This is a genomic window from Qipengyuania gelatinilytica (assembly GCF_019711315.1).
Taxonomy (GTDB): Bacteria; Pseudomonadota; Alphaproteobacteria; order Sphingomonadales; family Sphingomonadaceae; genus Qipengyuania; species Qipengyuania gelatinilytica.
In genome coordinates, this window is record NZ_CP081294.1 from 2016625 (window position 1) to 2037057 (window position 20433).

General features: G+C 63.4%; 21 protein-coding genes. 9 read left to right on the plus strand and 12 right to left on the minus strand.

Annotated features, from left to right (window positions below; translation table 11 throughout):
* Nucleotides 1-3 precede the first annotated feature (3 nt).
* Nucleotides 4-1473 (minus strand): pyruvate kinase, encoded by a 1470-nt coding sequence (gene pyk / locus K3136_RS10050; protein ID WP_221430181.1) that lies wholly within the window; start codon nt 1471-1473, stop codon nt 4-6.
* A gap of 49 nt (nt 1474-1522) precedes the next feature.
* Here pyk and K3136_RS10055 point away from each other — a divergent pair, with 49 nt between their 5' ends.
* From K3136_RS10055 to K3136_RS10065, 3 genes are all read left to right on the plus strand, one after another.
* Nucleotides 1523-1834 (plus strand): DUF1244 domain-containing protein, encoded by a 312-nt coding sequence (locus K3136_RS10055; RefSeq protein ID WP_221430182.1) that lies wholly within the window; start codon nt 1523-1525, stop codon nt 1832-1834.
* An 82-nt stretch (nt 1835-1916) separates the two neighbouring features.
* Nucleotides 1917-2153, plus strand: coding sequence for a DUF2312 domain-containing protein (locus tag K3136_RS10060; protein ID WP_090477501.1), 237 nt, complete (start codon nt 1917-1919; stop codon nt 2151-2153).
* 58 nt (nt 2154-2211) lie between these two features.
* On the plus strand, nt 2212-2559 hold the full coding sequence (locus K3136_RS10065) for a heavy metal-binding domain-containing protein (RefSeq protein ID WP_221430183.1): 348 nt from the start codon (nt 2212-2214) through the stop codon (nt 2557-2559).
* Nucleotide 2560: 1 nt separating this feature from the next.
* On the opposite strand, the gene trpS is transcribed toward K3136_RS10065, so the two are convergent.
* Genes trpS through secB form a run of 3 tightly spaced genes read right to left on the minus strand, consistent with a single transcriptional unit; the run spans nt 2561 to nt 5742 of the window.
* Entirely contained in the window at nt 2561-3577 is a 1017-nt protein-coding gene (gene trpS / locus K3136_RS10070) for a tryptophan--tRNA ligase (protein WP_221430184.1), read from the minus strand.
* 4 nt (nt 3578-3581) lie between these two features.
* Nucleotides 3582-5186, minus strand: coding sequence for a murein biosynthesis integral membrane protein MurJ (gene murJ / locus K3136_RS10075; protein WP_221430185.1), 1605 nt, complete (start codon nt 5184-5186; stop codon nt 3582-3584).
* 22 nt (nt 5187-5208) lie between these two features.
* The gene (secB, locus tag K3136_RS10080; protein ID WP_221430186.1) at nt 5209-5742 is read right to left on the minus strand and encodes a protein-export chaperone SecB; all 534 of its coding nucleotides are present in this window, start codon (nt 5740-5742) and stop codon (nt 5209-5211) included.
* A 259-nt stretch (nt 5743-6001) separates the two neighbouring features.
* On the opposite strand from secB, the gene K3136_RS10085 reads away from it, so the two are divergent.
* The 3 genes from K3136_RS10085 to K3136_RS10095 are packed head-to-tail and all read left to right on the plus strand — an operon-like array spanning nt 6002 to nt 8419.
* A complete protein-coding gene (locus K3136_RS10085; protein WP_221430187.1) occupies nt 6002-6661 on the plus strand; it encodes a Tim44/TimA family putative adaptor protein in 660 nt (219 codons plus the stop codon).
* Nucleotides 6662-6686: 25 nt separating this feature from the next.
* Nucleotides 6687-7871, plus strand: coding sequence for a murein transglycosylase A (mltA, locus tag K3136_RS10090; protein ID WP_221430188.1), 1185 nt, complete (start codon nt 6687-6689; stop codon nt 7869-7871).
* Nucleotides 7868-8419, plus strand: coding sequence for a Smr/MutS family protein (locus tag K3136_RS10095; protein WP_221430189.1), 552 nt, complete (start codon nt 7868-7870; stop codon nt 8417-8419). Before mltA ends, K3136_RS10095 begins: the two co-directional genes overlap by 4 nt.
* Here K3136_RS10095 and K3136_RS10100 read toward each other — a convergent pair.
* The 6 genes from K3136_RS10100 to K3136_RS10125 all read right to left on the minus strand — a co-directional run bounded on the left by K3136_RS10100 (nt 8400) and on the right by K3136_RS10125 (nt 16611).
* Nucleotides 8400-9014 carry a Pr6Pr family membrane protein gene (locus K3136_RS10100; RefSeq protein ID WP_221430190.1) on the minus strand — a complete coding sequence of 205 codons (615 nt, stop codon included), beginning with the start codon at nt 9012-9014 and terminating at the stop codon, nt 8400-8402. The two genes, K3136_RS10095 and K3136_RS10100, sit on opposite strands and share 20 nt — an antisense overlap.
* A gap of 49 nt (nt 9015-9063) precedes the next feature.
* Nucleotides 9064-10644, minus strand: coding sequence for a catalase (locus K3136_RS10105; protein ID WP_221430191.1), 1581 nt, complete (start codon nt 10642-10644; stop codon nt 9064-9066).
* Nucleotides 10645-10818: 174 nt separating this feature from the next.
* The gene (gene katG, locus K3136_RS10110) at nt 10819-13035 is read right to left on the minus strand and encodes a catalase/peroxidase HPI (protein WP_221430192.1); all 2217 of its coding nucleotides are present in this window, start codon (nt 13033-13035) and stop codon (nt 10819-10821) included.
* Nucleotides 13036-13242: 207 nt separating this feature from the next.
* Nucleotides 13243-14832 (minus strand): alkyl hydroperoxide reductase subunit F, encoded by a 1590-nt coding sequence (ahpF, locus tag K3136_RS10115; RefSeq protein WP_221430193.1) that lies wholly within the window; start codon nt 14830-14832, stop codon nt 13243-13245.
* 168 nt (nt 14833-15000) lie between these two features.
* Nucleotides 15001-15567, minus strand: coding sequence for an alkyl hydroperoxide reductase subunit C (gene ahpC, locus K3136_RS10120; protein WP_221430194.1), 567 nt, complete (start codon nt 15565-15567; stop codon nt 15001-15003).
* A 216-nt stretch (nt 15568-15783) separates the two neighbouring features.
* Nucleotides 15784-16611: an alpha/beta fold hydrolase gene (locus K3136_RS10125; RefSeq protein WP_221430195.1), complete on the minus strand. Its 828-nt coding sequence runs from the start codon at nt 16609-16611 to the stop codon at nt 15784-15786.
* Nucleotides 16612-16819: 208 nt separating this feature from the next.
* Here K3136_RS10125 and K3136_RS10130 point away from each other — a divergent pair, with 208 nt between their 5' ends.
* Entirely contained in the window at nt 16820-17323 is a 504-nt protein-coding gene (locus K3136_RS10130; RefSeq protein ID WP_221430196.1) for a ComEA family DNA-binding protein, read from the plus strand.
* Here K3136_RS10130 and K3136_RS10135 read toward each other — a convergent pair.
* Nucleotides 17308-17892 (minus strand): ferric reductase-like transmembrane domain-containing protein, encoded by a 585-nt coding sequence (locus K3136_RS10135; RefSeq protein ID WP_247711328.1) that lies wholly within the window; start codon nt 17890-17892, stop codon nt 17308-17310. The genes K3136_RS10130 and K3136_RS10135 overlap by 16 nt on opposite strands.
* Nucleotides 17893-17920: 28 nt before the next feature.
* The gene (aroC, locus tag K3136_RS10140; RefSeq protein WP_221430197.1) at nt 17921-18988 is read right to left on the minus strand and encodes a chorismate synthase; all 1068 of its coding nucleotides are present in this window, start codon (nt 18986-18988) and stop codon (nt 17921-17923) included.
* 78 nt (nt 18989-19066) lie between these two features.
* Here aroC and ruvA point away from each other — a divergent pair, with 78 nt between their 5' ends.
* Nucleotides 19067-19672, plus strand: a complete 606-nt coding sequence (gene ruvA / locus K3136_RS10145; RefSeq protein WP_221430198.1) for a Holliday junction branch migration protein RuvA — start codon at nt 19067-19069, stop codon at nt 19670-19672.
* Nucleotides 19669-20226, plus strand: coding sequence for a DsrE family protein (locus K3136_RS10150; protein ID WP_221430199.1), 558 nt, complete (start codon nt 19669-19671; stop codon nt 20224-20226). Before ruvA ends, K3136_RS10150 begins: the two co-directional genes overlap by 4 nt.
* The last annotated feature ends 207 nt before the right edge of the window (nt 20227-20433 follow it).

The following is a 20433-nucleotide window of genomic DNA, read 5'->3' on the forward strand; positions in this document are numbered from 1 at the left end:
CGCTCAGCCTTCGTGTTTCTCCAGCTCGTCGCCGCTGATCGTGACGACGTGGAGCAGGTTCGTCGAACCCGGCGTGCCGAAAGGAACCCCTGCCAGCGCAATCAGCTTGCTGCCGGCGCGACCGAAGCCGTGGCGCAATGCCATGCGCTTGCCCTTGGCGATCATCTCTTCGAAGCTGCCGATGTCCTTGGTCGCAATTGCGTGGGCACCCCAGAGCAGGCCGAGGCGGCGGGCGGTCTTCATGCTCGGGGTCAGGACCAGCACAGGAACGTTCGGGCGCTCCCGGGCGACGCGGCGCGCAGTCGAGCCGCTACCGGTGAAGACCGTGATCGCCTCGATCGAGACCGTGTCGGCCACGGTCATGCAGGCATGGGCGAGCGCGTCTGCAGTCGTCGCATCGGGCGGCGTGTCGAGGAAGCGAACGCGTGCGAGATAGGCCTCGTCGCTTTCGACCTGCCGCGCGATGCGGTGCATGATCGTCACGGCTTCTTCGGGCCAGTCGCCTGCCGCGGTTTCGGCCGACAGCATCACGGCATCCGCACCGTCATAGACGGCGTTCGCGACGTCGGAGACTTCGGCGCGGGTGGGGGCGGGACTTTCGATCATGCTCTCGAGCATCTGCGTCGCCACGATCACAGGTTTGCCGGCCATACGCGCCTTGTTGACGATCTTCTTCTGCAGCGGCGGGACTTCCTGCGGCTCCAGCTCGACGCCAAGATCGCCGCGCGCAACCATGATGCCGTCGCTCAGCTCGATGATCTCGTCGAGGCGCCGCACTGCCATCGGCTTTTCGATCTTGGCACAAAGCGCACCCTTGCCGCCCATCAGGCGGCGCGCTTCGGCGAGGTCTTCGGGGCGCTGGACGAAGGACAGGCCGATCCAGTCGACGCCGCGGTCCATCGCGAAGGCGAGGTCCTTGCGGTCCTTGTCGGTGAGTGCGGGAATGGGGACTTCGGCATCGGGCACGTTGACGCCCTTGCGGTCCGAGATGACGCCGCCGACCTCTGCCGAACACAGGATTTCCTTGTCGTCCGCGCGGATCACCTTGAGGCGGATCTTGCCGTCGTTGATCAGCAGGCGCTGGCCCTTTTCGAGCAGGCCGAACAGTTCGGGATGCGGCAGCTGGACGCGCGTCTCGTCGCCCGGCTCGGGATTCTGGTCGAGCGTGAAATGGCCCGAATGGCGGATCACCGCCTGGCCGTCCTTGAACTTGCCCACACGCAGTTTGGGACCCTGAAGGTCGGCGAGGATCGCGATCGGGCGATGGAATTCCTTTTCCATCGCGCGGATCGCGTTGATCGTCTTCTCGTGGTCGGAATGCTCGCCGTGGCTCATGTTGACGCGGAAGGCATCGACGCCGGCCTTGAACAGGCGGGCGAGCATTTCGGGAGAGCGGCTGGCCGGGCCTACCGTGGCGAGGATCTTGACCTTGCGGCCGCGGGGATCAATGCGCTTGGGTTCGAGCTTTTGCATGGACACCGCCTATGGCAGAGCCGTGTGGCAACTCAAGGACTAGCTGACGATGGATACGAATACAGACCCGCTCGACCAACTCGACGATGCCGTAGCGGCACAGGCTTTCCGCAGGCTGGTCCGCCACCTGCAGCATCGCCACGATGCGCAGAATATCGATCTCATGGGCCTTGCCGGGTTTTGCCGGAACTGCCTTGCGGACTGGATCCGCGACGCGGGCTTCGAAGGCGACAAGCTGGCGGCACGCGAACTGATCCACGGCATGCCGCAGGACGAGTGGAAGGCGACTCGCCAGACGCCAGCCACCGAAGAGCAATTGGCGCGCATGGAAGCGAGTATCGCGAAAAATCGCGTGGACTAGCGAGTCGCCACCTTCACCTGGTCGGGGCGGGTGGCTATCGAACGCCTCAACCGATTCTCAATTCATTGGAGCACACCTGAAAATGGCCGAAGCCACCGACGACCGCCTGCGCCTGCTGATCGAGCGCATCGAACGCCTCGAGGAAGAAAAGAAGGGCATCGCCGACGACATTCGCGACGTCTACGCCGAGGCCAAGGCCGTGGGTTACGACACCAAGATCATGCGGCAGGTCATCCGCCTTCGCAAGATGAAGCCCGACGAGCGTAGCGAGCAGGAAACCATTCTCGATACCTACAAGGCCGCGCTCGGAATGGGTTGATTTTGCAGGCATCCGTCCTATCTCGATAATACACTAATCGAGATAGGAGGAACTGCATATGCCCGGACCCTGGAAAGACGCACGCGGCGTCACCGTCACCACCACGCCTACGATCGAAGGCCAGCCGATCCAGGAATATCTGGGCATCGTCACCGGCGAAGTGATCGTCGGCGCGAACCTGTTCCGCGATCTTTTTGCCAATATCCGCGACATCGTGGGCGGCCGCTCGGGCAGCTACGAGCGCATCCTTGCCGATGCGCGCAACCAGGCGATCGAGGAATTGCAGGCCGAGTGCGCAACCCGCGGCGGCAATGCCGTGGTCGGCGTCGACCTCGATTACGAAGTGATCGGCGACACCGGCTCTATGCTGATGGTCTCGGCCAGCGGCACTGCGGTCAAGGTCTGACCTAGCCCCTTACGAGGCCCAGCGCCTCGTAGGTTTTCTCAAGCGTCGGAACCGCGATCTCGCGCGCTTGGGCTGCCCCGCGCGCGAGGATTGCGTCGAGTGCCTCGCGGTCTTCGAGGAGGCCGGTGAAGCGTTCCGAAATCGGGCGTAGCGTCTCTACCAGCACTTCGCCCAGCGCGGGCTTGAACTTGCCGAAGCCTTCGCCGCCGAAATCCTTGAGCACGGTTTCGACGCTGCCGTCGGTAAGCGCGGCGTAGATCGTCACGAGGTTCAGCGCCTCGGGGCGGTCTTCCAGACCTTTTTCCTCGCTCGGCAGCGGCTCAGGATCGGTCTTCGCCTTCTTGACCTTTTTCATCACCTCGTCGGCATCGTCGGCAAGGTTGATGCGGCTCATGTCGGACGGGTCCGACTTGCTCATCTTCTTCGCCCCGTCTCGCAGGCTCATGATCCGTGCGGCCTGCGGCGGCACGATCGGATCGGGCAGGGTGAAGACCGGCGCCTCTTCCGACGCGAAGTCGTTGTTGAACTTCTGCGCGATATCGCGTGCGAGCTCGAGATGCTGCTTCTGGTCCTCGCCCACCGGCACATGCGTCGCCTGGTAAAGCAGCACATCGGCGGCCTGCAGCACCGGATAGGTGAACAGCGCGACCGACTGGCCCTCGCGGTTCTTGCCCGCCTTGTCCTTCCACTGCGTCATGCGGTTGAGCCAGCCCATGCGGGCGGTGCCGCCCAGCAGCCATTGCAGTTCTGCGTGCTGCGGGACCTGCGCCTGGTTGAAGACGACGCTCTTCGCCGGATCAATCCCGCAGGCAACCAGCGCTGCAGCCATTTCCAGCGTACCCTTGCGCAATTCCGCAGGCTCGTGCGGCATCGATATTGCGTGGAGATCGGCAAGGAAAAACAGGCACTGGCCGCCTTCCTCCATCTCGTCCTGCATCCGCACCCAATTGCGGATCGCCCCCAGGTAGTTACCGAGGTGGAGATTGCCGGTTGGCTGGATGCCGGAGACTACGCGCATTGAATCAGGGTACTTTCTTCTTGGTGAGGGCAGCTATGCGCTGCCTGTCGATCGCGCCGACCGCGAAGGCCACGCTGAAATAGACGAATGCCGAACACAGCACGAGAACCAGCAGGGCACCGAGGCGCTCGAACAGTCCGGCGGAGAACCAGCCGGTTAGCAAATCGCGCGCGAACCACAAGGCAGCGCCCATGGCGGCTGCTGCGACCAGCTGCCGACCGATACGGCCGACAAGGGCGAGCGGGACCGTGTAATACCCGCGCTTCAGCAGGATCAGGTAGAGATAGCCGACATTGATCCACGCCCCGATCACGCTGGCCGCAGCAATGCCCGGCACGCCGTATCCGAGCGGCTCGATCACAAGGCCCGGCAGCGAAAAGCCGATGTTCCATGCGCAGCTGGCCACGAATACGAAGAGCGAAATGAAGGCGGCCACGACCGGTGTCTTGGTATCGGAGCGGGCATAGAAATTGGGCACCAGCACCTTGACCAGCACATAGGCGGGAAGGCCGAGCACCAGCACGCCGAGCACTGCGCCGGCAGCGGCGGCGTCTTCCATGGTGAAGCGCCCGCCCTGGAAGATCATCGTGATGAACGGCGTCGCGCAGATCGCCATTGCGACCGCTGCGGGGATCGTGAGCAGCATCGACAGCTCGATCGCGTCGGACTGGATGCGGTCCGCACCTTCCTTGTTGTCGCTCCCGATGAATTTCGACAGCGTCGGCAGGATGGCGGTCGATAGCGCGATGCCGATGATGCCGAGCGGCAGCTGGTTCAGCCGGTCGGCGTAATTCATGTGGCTGACCGAGCCTTCGTAAAGCTGGTTGAGGAAGTAGAGCTGGACCAGCGTGTTGATCTGGTAGGCACCCCCACCGATTGCCGCAGGCAGGGCGATGACCGACATCCGCTTCACTTCGGGCGTGATGCGCGGCCATAGAACGCGAGGCCGAAAGCCTTCCACCCGCGTCCAGATATAGAGCCACGCCAGTTGCATGACGCCTGCCACGGGCACGGCCCATGCGACTGCATAGCCGGTCTGTTCCACGCTCCAGCCCAGCTTCCCGGCAGCATATTCGCCGCCGAGCAGTGCCGCGATGAGCACGAGGTTGAGGATGATCGGGAAGCTGGCGCCCGGCGCGAACCGGCTGACCGAATTGAGCATGCCGGTGAACAGGGTCACCAGGCTGACCAGCAGGATGTATGGGAACATGATCCGCGCGAATGATACCGCGAGATCGAATCTCACAGGGTCGATCGGCTTGTCGGCGAGGAGCCAGATCACGCCCGGCATGGCGATCATCATGACCGCGCACAGCAGGATCAGCACCGGCAGGAAGATGCTCAGAACGTCGTCCGAGAAGCTCCGCGCGCTTTCCAGGCCGCCTTCGCCGTGAAGGCGCTTGGAAAACATCGGCACGAAAGCGGCCGAAAAGGCGCCTTCCGCGAACAGGCGGCGGAAGACGTTGGGGATGATGAAGGCCTGGAACCACGCATCGGTCACCGCATTGGCGCCGAGCACGCGGCTGAAGATCATCTCGCGCGCCATGCCGGCGATACGGCTCACCATGGTGAGCGAGCCGATCGTTCCGACGTGCTTGAGCAGGCTCATGGCCTAGCCTTGGCTTTCGCTATCAGGCGTCGCCGGTCGGCGCGGCCGGGGCGCCTTCGCCCTGCTGCGCCGCGCGGGCCTGGAGCTGCTGCTGGTAGAGCGCACCGAAATCCATCGGGTCGAGCAGCAGCGGCGGGAAACCGGCGTCGCGCACGGCGTCGGAAATGATGGCCCGGGCGTAGGGGAACAGCAGGCGCGGCGTTTCCGCGAAGAGGAATGCGTGAGCATGCTCTTCAGGCACGTTGCGGATGCCGACGAGGCCGCAATAGGCCAGCTCGACGATGTAGAGATTGCCTTGTTCGGCATCGGCACGGGCGGTCAGCTTCAGCTCGACTTCGTGCACTTCGTCGGTGATCTGGCTGGCACCGATGTTCACCTGGATGTCGACCTTGGGCTGGTCATTCCACTGGTAGCACTTGGGCGCGTTGGGGTTCTCGACCGAGAAATCCTTCACATACTGGTTCAGCAGGCCCACCGAGGGACGGTTGTCGGCGCCATTGGCGCCGGCTGCGGGATCCATGTCGAGGTCGGTCAGAACATTGTTGTCGTCAGCCATTTTGGTCACTTCTTGTCGAGAATCTGGAAAATTACGCGAGGGAAGCGCGATCGCCGCCTCACGGTTCGCTGGCGCGCCTAGCACCGCCTTGCGCGCTGGGCAATGCGGCTGGCAGGCTGCGCCCTGGCGCAACCACCAGCCGATGCGCCGAGAATGGTGCATTGCCCGTTTGTAATTCGACCCTATCTAGGGCAGACAGGACTGGAACTTCGAGAGCGCGCCAAGCGTAGCCCTCATACAAGCTGAACGGAAATTTCACGTGATCACCGAGATCGTCATCCTCGCCGCCATCGCAGCCTTTCTGGGCCTGCGCCTCTATTCCGTGCTCGGCCAGCGGTCGGAGCATGAGGAAGAGCCGATCTCCCGACGCTATGATTCGCCGGAAAACCGCATCGCTCCCGCGACCGAACGGCCGAGCGAACCTGTGCGCGAACCCGTCCGCCTGCGCAGCATCGACAATGGCTCGAGCGCGAATGAAGCGGGCGTACGCGCCATCGCCTCGGCCGACCCGCGTTTCGACCTGCTCGGCTTCCTCGAAGGTGCCAAGGCTGCCTACGGCATGATCCTCGAAGCCTTCTGGAATGGCGACAAGGAAACCCTGCGCGACCTGACCGACGACGATGTCTACGCCGGTTTCTCGTCTGCCATCGACGCGCGCGAAGCGGCTGGCGAAACGCTCGACAATCGCCTGATCCGGATCGAGGACGCGACCATCCATTCGGCCGAACTCGACAAGCGCACCGCACGCATTGCCGTGCTGTTCGTCTCGGACATCGCCTCGGTCACGCGCGACAAGGACGGCAATGTCGTTGCCGGTTCGCTCGACGATGCCGTCGAAAGCCGCGATATCTGGACTTTCACCCGCAATGTCGACGCTATGGACCCCAACTGGGTGCTCGACGAGACCGACCAGGCCTAAGCCACCCGCCAAGCTGGAGAAAGGCATGCAACGTCTAGCCGGGCTGGTTGCAGCCTTTGCCCTTGCCGGATGCGCGGCCAATCCCGATGCGCGCCCCCCTGAAGATCTCGGTGTGGTCGAGGCGCCTGAAGCCGCGCCGGTGGAGACGGCCTCTGCGGCCATGCTCATGCCGGGGCCCGATATCGAGACCATGCCTTTCGTCGGTTTCGATGCCGCGCCCGCGCTCGAGGCATTCAAGCGCTCGTGCGACAAGATCCTGTTCCGTGACGATACCAGCGGCCTCACGCGCCGCGTGGACTGGCAGGCGCCCTGCGGCGCAGCGGTGAACTGGTCGGGCGATGCGGGAGAATTCTTTCGCAGCCAGTTCGAAACGGTCATCGTCGGTGACGGGACGGCTTTCGCCACGGGCTATTACGAACCCGAAATCCTCGGCAGCCGGACGCGCCAGCCCGGCTACGAAGTGCCGGTCTATGCACTTCCCGACGATCTCGAGCGGGCTTGGCCCGCCGATGTTCCCGAAGACGAGCGCACCGGCCGTCCGCCGCTTGGCCGCTACAATGAGGCGGGCGAGTTCGTCCGCTATTTCGAGCGTTCCGAGATCGTAGCGGGCGCGCTGGACGGCAAGGTGCCGGTGATTGCCTGGGCCGCCGATCCGGTCGAATTCTTCTTCCTCCAGATCCAGGGCAGCGGCCTGCTGCGCCTGCCTGATGGCGATGTCATGCGCATCGGATACGCGGGTCAGAACGGGCGCGAATATGTCGCCATCGGTCGGCCCATGCGCGAGCAGGGCCTGATCGGCGAGGGCACCGAATACCCGACCTCGATGCAGGGCCTGATGGGATGGCTGCGCGCAAATCCGGAACGCGCCGATGAGATCCTGAACCTCAACAAGAGCTGGATCTTCTTCCGCAATCTCGACACCGACGGTCCGCTCGGCTCGCTCGAAGTGCCGGTCTACGCCCGCGACAGCGTGGCGGTCGATCCGAAGTTCGTCCCCTATGGCGCGCCGGTCTGGCTCGACATGGAAGCCGACGTCGCCGACGGTTTGTGGATCGCGCAGGACACGGGCGGCGCGATCCGGGGTGCCAACCGCTTCGACACGTTCTGGGGCAATGGCGCGGACGCCCGCGAGATTGCAGGAGCGATGAGCTCTAGCGGCAAGGCTTACCTGCTGCTGCCCAAGGGGACGCTCGCGCGCTTGAAGCAATGAGCGCGCCGCGAGGACTCTCGGCCGAAGAAGCGCAAGCCTGGGAAAAGGTCGCCGCGACGGTGAAGCCGATGCATAGGCGGCAGAAGCCGACAAGCGAGGATCTCGCGCCCGCGCCGGTGTTGCCGAAGAAAGTCCTGCTCAAGCCGCAGCAGCCCAGGCCGCCGGTCAAGCCCGCTCCGCCACCTGCCAGGACGCCGCAGAACAATCTCGACGGGCAGTGGGACAAGCGCCTCAAGTCCGGTGCGATCCAGCCCGACTTCACGCTCGACCTGCACGGGCATACTCTCGATGCAGCCTATGACCGGTTGATGAGCGGCGTGTCGCAGGCGCGCGCGATGGGCGCGCGCACGATCCTGCTCGTGACGGGCAAGCCGCGTCCGGTCGATCCGGCGGACCGCGGCTCGAAGCGCGGGGCGATCCGCGCCAAGGTGCTCGATTGGCTCGCGGCCTCCAGCCACCACGCGGCCATCGCCGCCGTGCGCCGCGCCCATATCCGCCACGGGGGCGAGGGCGCGCTTTACATCGTGCTCAGGCGGGAACGCGGATAAGCCTGCGGATCGCCAGCAGCAGCGCGGCCACGAGCAGGAACAGCACTGCTAGCCCGGCCATGTTGAGAAGCACCGTGCCAAGTCCGAGGCTCGGCTGGTCGAGGAAGAAATAGGGGTAGAACCCCGTAAGCGCGCCATTCACCAGCGCGAAGCCGCCGTAGACGACCGGCACCAGCATCACGATCGGAAGCGAGCGCCAGCCGGCAAGCCCGTCGCGTGAGAAGGCCAGCCACCACAGCACGCCGCCTGCCGGGACCACGGTGTGATGCGCGATGTTCGTCCACCAGTCGACACCCTGCGGGTCATGCGCGGAGGCCAGCAGCAGGTGGTAGACCGCCGCGATAATCACCAGCGCGGCGGCCAGGGCAAAGGGAATGCGTGGCTCGATCCGCCCGCGAAGCGCGATCCAGCCGAAAAATATGCCGGCCGCGACATTGCCCCAGATGGTGAACCATCGCAGCATCGCGCCCCATGCCGCCCACATGGTCCCGTCGCGTTCTAGGTTGCCGACCGACTGCGCAACCAGCGAGACGATGGCGATGAGAGAGATGAGTGCAGCGCAAACGCGTGCGGTGCGAGAGAAGGCGGTGTCCATGACCGCCTCCTAACGCACCGCCTGCGTAATGCCAGAGCTTCGTGCCGCCTTATTCGGCGGGTTCGGCTTCGCGCGCTTTCGCGTCCACCACGTCCGGCCCGAGCGTCGCCTCGTCGGTGGTCGACTTGGCCGAACCCATACCCGGCGCGGTCGATTTGCCGCCCAGCTTGTCGCGCACGGCTTTCTCGATCCGCCCGCCGATCGTCTCGTCGACATTCTTCCAGTAGTCGAAGGCGCGCATGAGGACTTTCTCGCTCACCCCGTCGGCAAGGTGACCGGCGACATTGGACACGAAACGCTCGCGCTGCGCGTCGTCCATGACCTCGTTCACGAGGGCGCGGGCCTGGCTCCAGTCGTCGTCATCCTCGCGCAAGGTATAGGCCTGGCGCACCATGTCGCCATCGGCATGCCAGGTTGCCTCGCCGCCCACTTCGGGCTGTGCGGCCGGACCGCCATAGGAGTTGGGCGCATAGACCGGGTCCACCGCATTGGTCACGCGCATGGCGCCCGCGCGCGAGTACGAATTGACCTCCGCGTTTTTCGCCGAGTTGACCGGGATCTGCTTGTAATTGACCCCGAGCCGGTGGCGATGAGCGTCGGCATAGGAGAAGCCGCGGGCGAGCAGCATCTTGTCGGGCGAGAGGCCGATGCCGGGCACCATGTTGTTGGGCTCGAAGGCGAGTTGCTCGATCTGCGTGTCCCAGTCGACCGGGTTCTCGTTCAGCACCAGCTTGCCCACCTCGATCAGCGGATAATCGGCATGCGGCCATGTCTTGGTGAGGTCGAACGGGTTGATGCGATAGGTCTTGGCGTCCTCGTAGGGCATGATCTGCCATTTCAGCGTCCAGCTCGGGAAATCGCCCTCGTGGATCGCGTCGAACAGGTCGCGGCGGTGGTAATCGCTGTCCTCGCCCGCCTTCTTGACCGCTTCTTCCTGCGTCAGATGGGCGTTGCCGCTCATCTCGCCGACATCGGTCATGAAGTGGAACTTGACCCAGAACTTCTCGCCCGCCTCGTTGATGAGCATGTATGTGTGGCTGCCGTAACCGTTCATTTCGCGCCAGTTCTTCGGCACGCCGCGGTCGCCCATGAGGTAGGTGACCTGGTGCGCGCTTTCGGGCGACAGGGTCCAGAAATCCCACATCATGTCGTGATCGCGCAGGCCGTTGTCGGCACGGCGCTTCTGGCTGCGGATGAAGTGCTGGAATTTCAGCGGATCGCGGATGAAGAAGATCGGCGTGTTGTTGCCGACCATGTCGAAATTGCCATCCTCGGTGTAGAATTTGACCGAGAAACCGCGCGGATCGCGCCAGGTATCGGGGCTCCCGCGCTCGCCCGCCACGGTCGAGAAACGCATGGCGGTGTCGGTCTTCGCGCCCTTCTGGAACAGCTTGGCCTTGGTGTATTGCGACACATCATGCGTGGTTTCGAAATAACCGAAGGCGCCCGAACCCTTGGCATGCGGCTGGCGCTCGGGAATGCGCTCGCGATTGAAGTTCGCCATCTGCTCGATGAGGTAGTGGTCGTTGAGCACGATGGGGCCATCACGGCCGAGGGTGAGCGAATGCTCGTCGCTGGGAGCGCGGATACCGGCGTCGGTGGTGGTGGGGGGAACTTTACGGTCAGCCATGGCAACTTGCCTTTTTTCTATGAGGGTGAACCTCATACGGCTGGACAGTCGGTAACGTTCCGCGTCGCGTCCTTCCAAAAAAACGGCTCAGCCTGATCGCTTGTCCGGCTCATGAAAAAGCCCCCCGGCATCGCTGCCGGGGGGCTTGGTGCGGTCCCGAAGGGGCTCGCCCCCTTACTTGTGGTATTTCGCGTAGGTCAGGTCGAAGCGATCGGCGTCCATGACCTTGGTCCAGGCCTTGACGAAGTCGCGCATGAACTTCTCCTCGTTTCCGTTCTCGGCATAGACCTCGGCAACTGCGCGCAGGCGCGAGTTCGAGCCGAAGACGAGGTCGGTGCGCGTGGCGCGCCACAGTTCCTTGCCGGTCTTGCGGCAGGTGCCGACGAATTCCTCGTCGCCGCTGTCGTCGACTTCTTCCCAGATCACGCCCATGCCGAGCAGGTTGACGAACCAGCTGTTGTCCAGCTTGCCCGGAGTCTCGGTAAGGACGCCGATACGGTTGCCATGCGTGGTGTGCTTGGTCACCGCGCCCATGGCCCGCATCCCGCCGACCAGTGCGGTCATCTCGGGAATGGACAGGCCGAGCAGGTGCGCCCTGTCGACCAGCATGTCCTCGGTCTTCACCGAAGCCTTGGTCTTGAGGTAGTTGCGGAATCCGTCGGCAAACGGTTCCAGCGGTTCCCAGCTCTCGGCATCGAAGTCTTCGCGTTTCGCATCGCCGCGGCCGGTGGTGACCGGGACGGAGATGTCGAAACCAGCATCCTTGGCTGCCTTCTCGACTGCGGCCGAACCGGCGATGACGATGGCATCGGCCATCGAGATGCCGCCGCGGATCTCGTCGAGCTTGGTGAGCACCCTGCCGAGTTCCTCGGGATCGTTGACCTTCCAGTTCTTGATCTCGTCGAAGCGGATGTGCGCGCCGTTGGCGCCGCCGCGATGATCCGAGTTGCGGTAGGTCGAGGCCGAGGCCCAGGCCGCCTTGACCAGTTCGGGAACGGTCAGGCCGCTATCGAGCACCTTCGACTTGAAGGCCGAGACATCGCTGTCCGAAACCTGCGTGCCGGCGGGAACGGGGTCCTGCCAGATCAGGTCTTCTTCGGGCACTTCGGGGCCGAGGTAACGGACCTTGGGGCCCATGTCGCGGTGGCACAGCTTGAACCATGCGCGGGCAAAGGCATCGTCGAGCGCCGCCTGGTCGTCGCGGAAACGTTCGGAAATCTTGCGATATTCCGGGTCGCGCTTCAGCGCCATGTCGGCGGTGGTCATCATCGTGGGGACCTTCTTGGACGGATCGCGCGCGTCGGGCGCCATGTCCTCCGGGTCCGGGTTGATCGGCTGCCACTGGTTCGCGCCTGCGGGGCTCTGGACGAGCTCGTAGTCATATTTGAACAGCAGGCGGAAGTAGTCGTTACCCCACTGGGTCGGGTTCGGGGTCCAGGCGCCTTCGATGCCCGAGGTGGTGATGTGACCCTTGCCGATTTCCTCGGGGTCGGTCAGCCAGCCGAAGCCCATGCGGTGCAGCATTTCGCCTTCCGGCGCGCTGCCGAATGTGTCGGCGGGCTTGGCACCATGTGCTTTGCCGAAGGCGTGCCCGCCAGCGGTGAGGGCAACGGTCTCCTCGTCGTTCATGGCCATGCGGGTGAAGGTTTCACGCATGTCGCGGGCCATGCCCTCGGCGTCGTGCGGATTGCCGCCCGGACCTTCGGGATTGACGTAGATGAGGCCCATCTGGATCGCGGCGAGCGGGTTTTCGAGCGCCATGCCCTCGTCGGGCTGGATGCGCGTTTCTGCACCGGTATCGACCCACTTTTCTTCTGTGCCCCAATAGACGGTTTCGGGGTCGAACACGTCCTTGCGGCCGCCACCGAAGCCGAACACGGGTCCACCCATGCTCTCGATCGCGACATTGCCGGTGAGGATGAAGAGGTCGGCCCAGCTGATGTGCTTGCCGTATTTCTGCTTGATCGGCCACAGCAGGCGGCGCGCCTTGTCGAGGTTGCCGTTATCGGGCCAGCTGTTGAGCGGAGCAAAGCGCTGCTGGCCGCTGCCGCCGCCGCCGCGACCGTCGCCGGTGCGATAGGTGCCGGCGGCGTGCCAGGCCATGCGGATGAAGAAGGGGCCATAGTGACCATAGTCGGCCGGCCACCAGTCCTGGCTGTCGGTCATCAGGTCGGTCAGGTCTTTCTTCAGCGCCTGGTAGTCGATCGCGTTGAAGGCTTCGCAATAATCGAAATCCTCGTCCATCGGATCGGCCTTGCGGCCGCCTTCGGTCAGGATTTCCAGGTCGAGCTGGTCGGGCCACCAGTCGCGGTTACGACGACCGAAAAGGTCTCGCGTGCCCGCATTTCCATGGAAGGGGCAGCCGCTGATATCTCCGGTTTTGGCGTCCATCTAATCGCTCTCCTCTCGTATATAGACTCGGGTCTCCCGTCCGAGTTGACATTCGAGAAGATGAACCCGCCCCTCTAATTCGTCCAATCGATTAAACGGTTCAAATTGATTGGCTGAGGCGATTTTACGACGAGGCGTGCTCCGCGCACGAAAAACGCCGCCATTCGCTTGGAATGACGGCGCTTTTCCTGCTGACCTGGATCAAGTTCAGGCCGCCTCGGCGATGTCCTCGGCAGGCTCGGTGCGGATTAAGTAATCGAACGCAGAAAGACCGGCTTTCGAGCCTTCACCCATGGCCACGACGATCTGCTTGTAGGGCACATCAGTGACGTCGCCAGCGCCGAAGACGCCGGGTAGGTTGGTGCGGCCTTCCTCGTCAGTGACGATCTCGCCGAACTTGGTGAGTTCGAGGCCGCTGCCTTCGAGCCATTCGGTGTTGGGCACGAGGCCGATCTGGACGAACACGCCTTCAAGCTCGATGCGGCGTTCCTCGCCGCTCTTGCGGTCCTTGACCACCAAGCCGTCGACCTTGCCGTCCTTGCCGGTGATCTCGGTTGTCTGGCCGCTGGTGACGATTTCCACATTGCTCATGCTGCGAAGCTTCTTTTGCAGCACCTCGTCGGCACGCAGCTTGTCGTCATATTCGATGAGCGTCACGTGACCCACGATCTTGGCAAGGTCGATGGCCGCTTCGACACCCGAGTTGCCGCCGCCGATCACGGCAATGCGCTTGCCCTTGAACAGCGGACCGTCGCAATGCGGGCAATAGGCAACGCCCTTGTTGCGATATTCGGCTTCGCCCGGAACGCCGAGGTTCCGCCAGCGCGCGCCGGTCGCAAGGATCAGGCTGCGCGCCTTGAGCGACGCGCCATTGCCGAGTTCGACCGTGTGCAATCCGCCCTCTTCCCTGGCAGGGATCAGTTTAACGGCCTTGGCGAAGTTCATGAGGTCGATCTCGTTCTCGCCGACCTGGCTTTCGAGCTGTCCGGCCAGCTTCGGACCTTCGGTATAGGCCGTGCCGGGCAGGTTCTCGATGCCAAGCGTGTCATGCAGCTGGCCGCCGAAGCGTTCGGCCGCGATACCGGTGCGAAAGCCCTTGCGCGCGGTGTAGATGCCCGAAGCCGCACCGGCGGGGCCGCCGCCGATAATCAGGACTTCGAACGGATCCTTGGCGGCGAGCTTTTCGGCTGCCTTGGCGTCGGCGCCGGTGTCGATCTTGGCGAGAATCTCGGCCAATTCCATCTTGCCGTTGTAGAAAGGCTCGCCGTTGAGGAAGGTCGCGGGCACGGCCATGACGTCGCGCTTCTCGACTTCTTCCTGGTAGGTGCCGCCTTCGATCAGCGTTGCGGTGATGCGCGGATTTTCAAGCGCCATCAGCGTCAGCGCCTGCACCACATCGGGGCAGTTGTGGCAAGACAGCGAGAAATACATCTCGAAATTGAAATCGCCCTCGATGCCGCGGACCTGTTCCAGCAGGTCGGCGTCGACCTTGGGCGGATGGCCGCCGGCCCACAGCAGGGCGAGCACCAGCGAAGTGAATTCATGTCCCATCGGCAGGCCGGCAAAGCGGACCCACTTTTCCGCATCGCTCGCGCGGCGGATCACGAAGCTCGGCTTGCGATCATCGGTGCCGTCGAAGCTTGCGCTGACCATGTCGTGCAGCGCGGCAATTTCTTCGAGCAGCTCGCGCGTCTGACGCGATTTCTCGTTGTCGCCGAGCGAAGCGACCAGCTCGATCGGCTCGCGCAGGTTGGCGAGATAGGTCTTGAGCTGCTGGGTCAGGTTTGCATCGAGCATGGACGGACTCCGGGCGTTGGGCGGTGACGGGTTTCGAAAAATAAGGGGAGTAAAGACCCGGGAGCTAAGGGGGGGAGGATGCTCCCGGGTCTTCCAGCGACCCGAGATTATATTCTCGGGCTGGGGGTGGAGCCACTAGGCAGCCCCACCTTAACAGGAACTGTCAGCTTAGATCTTGCCGACGAGGTCGAGCGAGGGTGCAAGCGTGTCGCTGCCTTCTTCCCATGCGGCCGGGCAGACCTGGCCGGGATTGGCGCGGACGTACTGTGCAGCCTTGATCTTGCGGGCGAGTTCGTTGGCATTGCGGCCGACGCCTTCACAGGTCTGTTCCATGATCTGGATCACGCCATCGGGATCGACGACGAAGGTTGCACGGTCGGCAAGGCCTGCGCCTTCACGCAGCACATCGAAGTTGGTCGCAAGGACGTGGTTCTGGTCGCCGAGGAACGGGAAGTTCAGCTTGCCGATCTTCTCGCTGGTGTCGTGCCATGCCTTGTGGCTGAAGTGCGTGTCGGTCGACACGGCATAGACTTCGACGTCCATCTTCTGGAGCATGGCGTACTGTTCGCCCAGGTCTTCCAGTTCGGTCGGGCAGACGAAGGTGAAGTCGGCCGGATAGAAGAAGAAGACGGCCCACTTGCCCTTCACATCTTCGTCGGTGACTTCGAAAAAGTCCTTGCCTGCCTGGAAGGCGGTGGCGTTGAACGGCTTGATGGTGCTGCCGATGATACCCATTGGTTGTTCTCCGTTGTTCGGGTTGAAACTGATGGGTCCCAGATAGGGTGTGCTGCGATGCACAAAAGCGATATGTTGCGATTGCGAACATCGGAATTTTCAATCAATCGATTGGAACTTTCGCAAAGCGCAACGAACGCGTCATTCGCTTGCTAAAAACGCAACAAAGGGCCGGAGTGCAGTGCACGCCAGCCCCTTGTTACGCTTTCAAGAGCCTTAGTTAGCGGAGAAAAATTCCCCGAGATCCTTTGCCAGTCGGTCGGTCACCGTGGCGAAGACGGCGTGGGGTTCGTCTTCATATTCGATCAGCGTTGCGCTTTCGACTTTTTCGGCCACCTGGCGGCCCGTGGCATCGATCGGCACGGTCTTGTCTTCGGTGCCATGGATGACCAGCGTCGGTACCTTGAAATGCGGAAGGTCGGGACGGAAATCGGTGTAGGCAAAGGCCGCGGCGGATTGGAGCGTGGCATATTGCGCGCTCTTCATCGTGGTCAGCCAGGCCCAGTGACGCTCTTCGTCGCTGACCTGCGTTCCCGGGCCACCGACGCCATAGAAATCCTTGAAGAAATCGATGAAGAAGGCGCGGAAGTTATCCTTCATGCCCTTGGTCATTTCCTGGAAGGTTTCGTCCGGCACGCCGTCGGGATTGTCGTCGGTCTTGAGCATATAGGGCACGACCGAGCTTACCAGCGCCGCTGCGCTGACGCCCTTGCCGTCGTGACGGCTCATATAGCGGGCGATCTCGCCCCCACCCATGGAGAACCCGGCGAGGCCGATATTCTCCGTGATGCCCAGATGCGCGATGAGGTCTGCCAGATCGTCGCTGAAGGTGTCGTAATCGTAACCGCCCGCCGCGTGGTCCGAGCGTCCGAAGCCGCGCCTGTCATAGGCAATGGCGCGCATGCCCTTGTCAGCAAGATGCATCATCACCGGATCCCAGCTGTCGCCCGACAGCGGCCAGCCGTGGATCAGGATGACAGGACGACCTTCGCCCAGTTCCTTGAAGCGAATTTTGGTCCCGTCGCGTGTGGCGAAATGCGGCATGCAGTGTCTTCCTTTTCAAACTGTTAGTTTGAGACCAGAAAACCTGACTCCCATTTCTGGTTCCGACGCAGCGGACCGAAGCCTGTCGGACGGCGCTCAGCCGGAACGGGTCCCCCACGCAGCGGCATCCGCAAGAAAAGTCCCAGAAATCGCTTCGCTCGCAGCGCATTTCTGCTAATGCGAATTCTTAGCAATAAAAGGATTCGAAATGCGTAAGCTTGTTACCGTCGCTGCCTTCACCGCCAGCACCCTCGCTCTCGTCGCTTGCTCGGGCGCCGAAGAAGCGGCCCCTGCCGCCGATGAGGCTGCGGCGACCGACACCGTGGAGACCGAAACCGAGACTGCCGGCGTCCTCGACGCCAGCACCGCTACGGCCGAGCAGCTTGCTGCCATCGACACCGTATCCGAGGAACTCGCTGCCGCGATCGTTGCGGGCCAGCCCTATGCCGATGTCACCGCATTCAACGCCAAGCTGCTTGAAACCCTGTCGCCGGACGAAGCCGCTGCAGTGCTCGAAACCGTGTTCGTGCCGGTCAATCTCAACGAGGCCACCGAAGAGCAGATCCGCCTGATCCCGGGCATGACCGACAAGATGGTCCACGAGTTCGAAGAATATCGTCCCTATGCGGACATGGGCGAATTCAACCGCGAGATCGGCAAGTATGTGGACGAGGCCGAAGTGGCCCGCTTCCGCAACTACGTCACTCTCTGACGATATTGCAGCACGACCCTGGCCCCTTCGATCGCCACCAGGATCCCGACATGGATCCAGGCGGTGGTCGGATCGAAAGCGGACAGGACCCAGTGCAGGAAGACCAGCACCGCTGCCGGATAGACGAGCCGGTGCAGCGTCTTCCATGACCGCTTGAGTGCCCTCGTCGCGATGTCGTTCGATGTCGCGGCGAGCGGTACGAACAGCGCAAAGGCCAGCCAGCCGGCGAGCAGGTAAGCGTCGCCCATTTCCGCCAGCACTGCGGAAAGCGAGGCCTTCTTCCAGAGATAGATCGCGGTGTGGAACGCAGCATAGCCAAAGCTCGCCACGCCGATGTCCCGCCTGCGCCGCATCAGCCAGACGGCCCACTTCTGCTTGCGGGAGGCGAGCCGGATCGGCGTCACTGCCAGCGTCGCCAGCAACAGCCACGCCGCCCAGTCTCCGCTATCGGCGATCGCATGGCCGTAGCCATAAAGATCGGGCGTCATGATCCAGCGCCAGCTCATCCAAATCCCGGGCAGGGCGAGCACCAGCCACAGCAAGGGGCGCGAATTGGCGAGGGTCTTCATTTCGGGCAGACTTCCGGACGAACGCTGCCTAGCCGCATTGCGCGCGGTGGAGCAGCTTATGATCCGCCAGCACCAGCGCCATCATCGCTTCGACCACGGGCGTTCCGCGAATGCCGACACAGGGATCGTGCCGGCCCTTGGTGCGAACCTCGGTCGCCTTGCCCTCGCGGTCAACGCTGGCAACCGGCGTGAGGATCGAGCTGGTCGGTTTGAACGCAACGCGGCAAACCACCGGCTGGCCGGTTGAAATCCCGCCAGCGATACCCCCCGCGTGGTTGGCGGCGAACTCGACGCCCTCTTCTCCGGGTGACATGGCATCGGCGTTCTGCTCGCCGGTGAGGCGCGCGGCATCGAAACCGTCGCCGATCTCCACGCCCTTGACCGCATTGATGCTCATCATCCCTGCGGCAAGGTCGCTGTCGAGCTTGGCATAGACCGGCGCGCCCCATCCCGCGGGCACTCCCGTAGCCACGCATTCGACGACCGCGCCGAGCGAGGAGCCTGCCTTGCGCGCATCGTCTACCAGCGCCTCCCAACGCTTTGCGGCCTCGGCATCAGGGCACCAGAAGGGATTGCGTGCGATCTCATCGCGGTCGAACTTGGCCGTATCGATCCGGTCGCCGCCGATCTCTGCAACATAGGCGAGGATTTCGACCTCGGGGATCGCCAGCCGAGCCACCGCACCTGCCGCCACGCGCATCGCCGTCTCGCGCGCGCTGCTCCGCCCGCCACCGCGATAGTCGCGAAAGCCGTATTTCGCGTCATAGGCATAGTCGGCATGGCCGGGGCGATAGGTGTTCGCGATCTCGGAGTAGTCCTTAGAACGCTGGTCCTTGTTTTCGATCAGCAGCGAGAGCGACGTGCCGGTCGTCTTGCCCTCGAACACGCCCGACAGGATGCGGACCTCGTCCGGCTCCTGCCGCTGCGTGGTGAACTTGTTCTGCCCGGGTTTCCTCGCATCGAGGAAGGGCTGGATGTCCGCCTCGCTCAGTTCGATACCCGGCGGGCACCCGTCGACAACCGCGCCGATGGCAGGGCCATGGCTTTCCCCCCAGGTGGTGAAGCGAAGCACGCGTCCGAATGTGTTCCAGCTCATGCGACTCTTCCTGTCGCAACTGTGGGCGCGTGTCCATTCGCGCTGGACCAATTCCTTCTTCTCGCCCAAGAACAAACCATGATTGCAAAGCTGAAAGGCCTGCTCGACGAAACGGGCTCGGACTGGGCGGTGATCGACGTCTCGGGCGTGGGTTACCTGGTCCATTGCTCGACCAAGACACTCGCCGCGCTGGGCGAGAAGGGCGAAGCCTGCACCATCTACACCGACCTGCAAGTCTCGGAGAACGATATGCGGCTGCTGGGCTTTGCCGAAGCAGCCGAACGCGACTGGTTCCGCCTTTTGACGCAGGTACAGGGTGTGGGCAGCAAGGTCGGGCTCGCGATCCTCTCGGCGCTGTCGACCGGCGAGGTACAGCAGGCCTGCGCCAATGGCGATGCAGCCACCGTGGCGCGCGCGCAGGGCGTGGGACCCAAGTTGGCCGGACGCATCGTCAACGAGCTGAAGGACAAGGCCGGCGCGCTTCCGGGCGGAGGCTCTGCGGGAGGCATGGCTCCGGTGACCCCGGCAGGTGGCGCAAGCGCCGATGCGGTGAGCGCGCTCGAAAACCTCGGCTTCAAGCCTGCCGTGGCAGCACGCGCGGTTGCGGCGGCACAGGGCGAATTGGGCGAAGGCGCAAGCGAGGGCGACCTCATCCGCGTCGCATTGAAGAGGGCAGCAGGATGAAAGTGACGGCATTGAAACTTGGCCTGATGAGCGCAGCTGCGGCGCTGCTGGCGACGGCGGTGAGCGCGCAGGACATGAGTGCGTTCAGGACCGGTCCGGTGTTCGAGGACTTCGGCCCGCATGCTCCGGTCGAAGGCGTCGAGACCTTTGCGACCGATACCGAATTTGCGCACAGCTTCGACGTCGCCGAGCCTGCCAAGGACGGCGGCCGCAATCGCGGCTTCGAGAGCGCGGCGCGCTTCATCAACATGCATGTCGCGCATGGCGTGGCCGAAGAAAACATCCGCGTCGCCGTGGTGGTGCATGGCAAGGCGGTCCACGACCTGCTCTCGGCCGAGGGCTGGGCGGCGCACGATCTGGAAGGCGAGAACGGCAGTGCTGCCATGGTCCGCGCGATGCTGGACCACGGCGTGCGGTTCATCGTCTGCGGCCAGAGCGCGGCGGCCTATGGCGTGACCAAGGACGAGCTGACCGAGGGTGTCGAAATGGACCTCTCCGCCATGACCGCCCATGCGAAGCTTCAGCAGCGCGGCTATACGGTGAACCCGTTTTGAGCTTCTTATCTGAACTTAAGGCTGGCTGGGGCGAACCCTATCGTTGGCGAACGACTGTTAGAAGATACTCGCCATGGCTCTTCAATGGGCTGTTTCCCAAAGGCGAAGACTGCGAGATTTTTGGTGCCGAGCACAGTTGGTATAACTTGGACAATGTGAATTCGGCCTGTTTGCATTGCAAAGTCATCATGCCGGGACAACGATGGA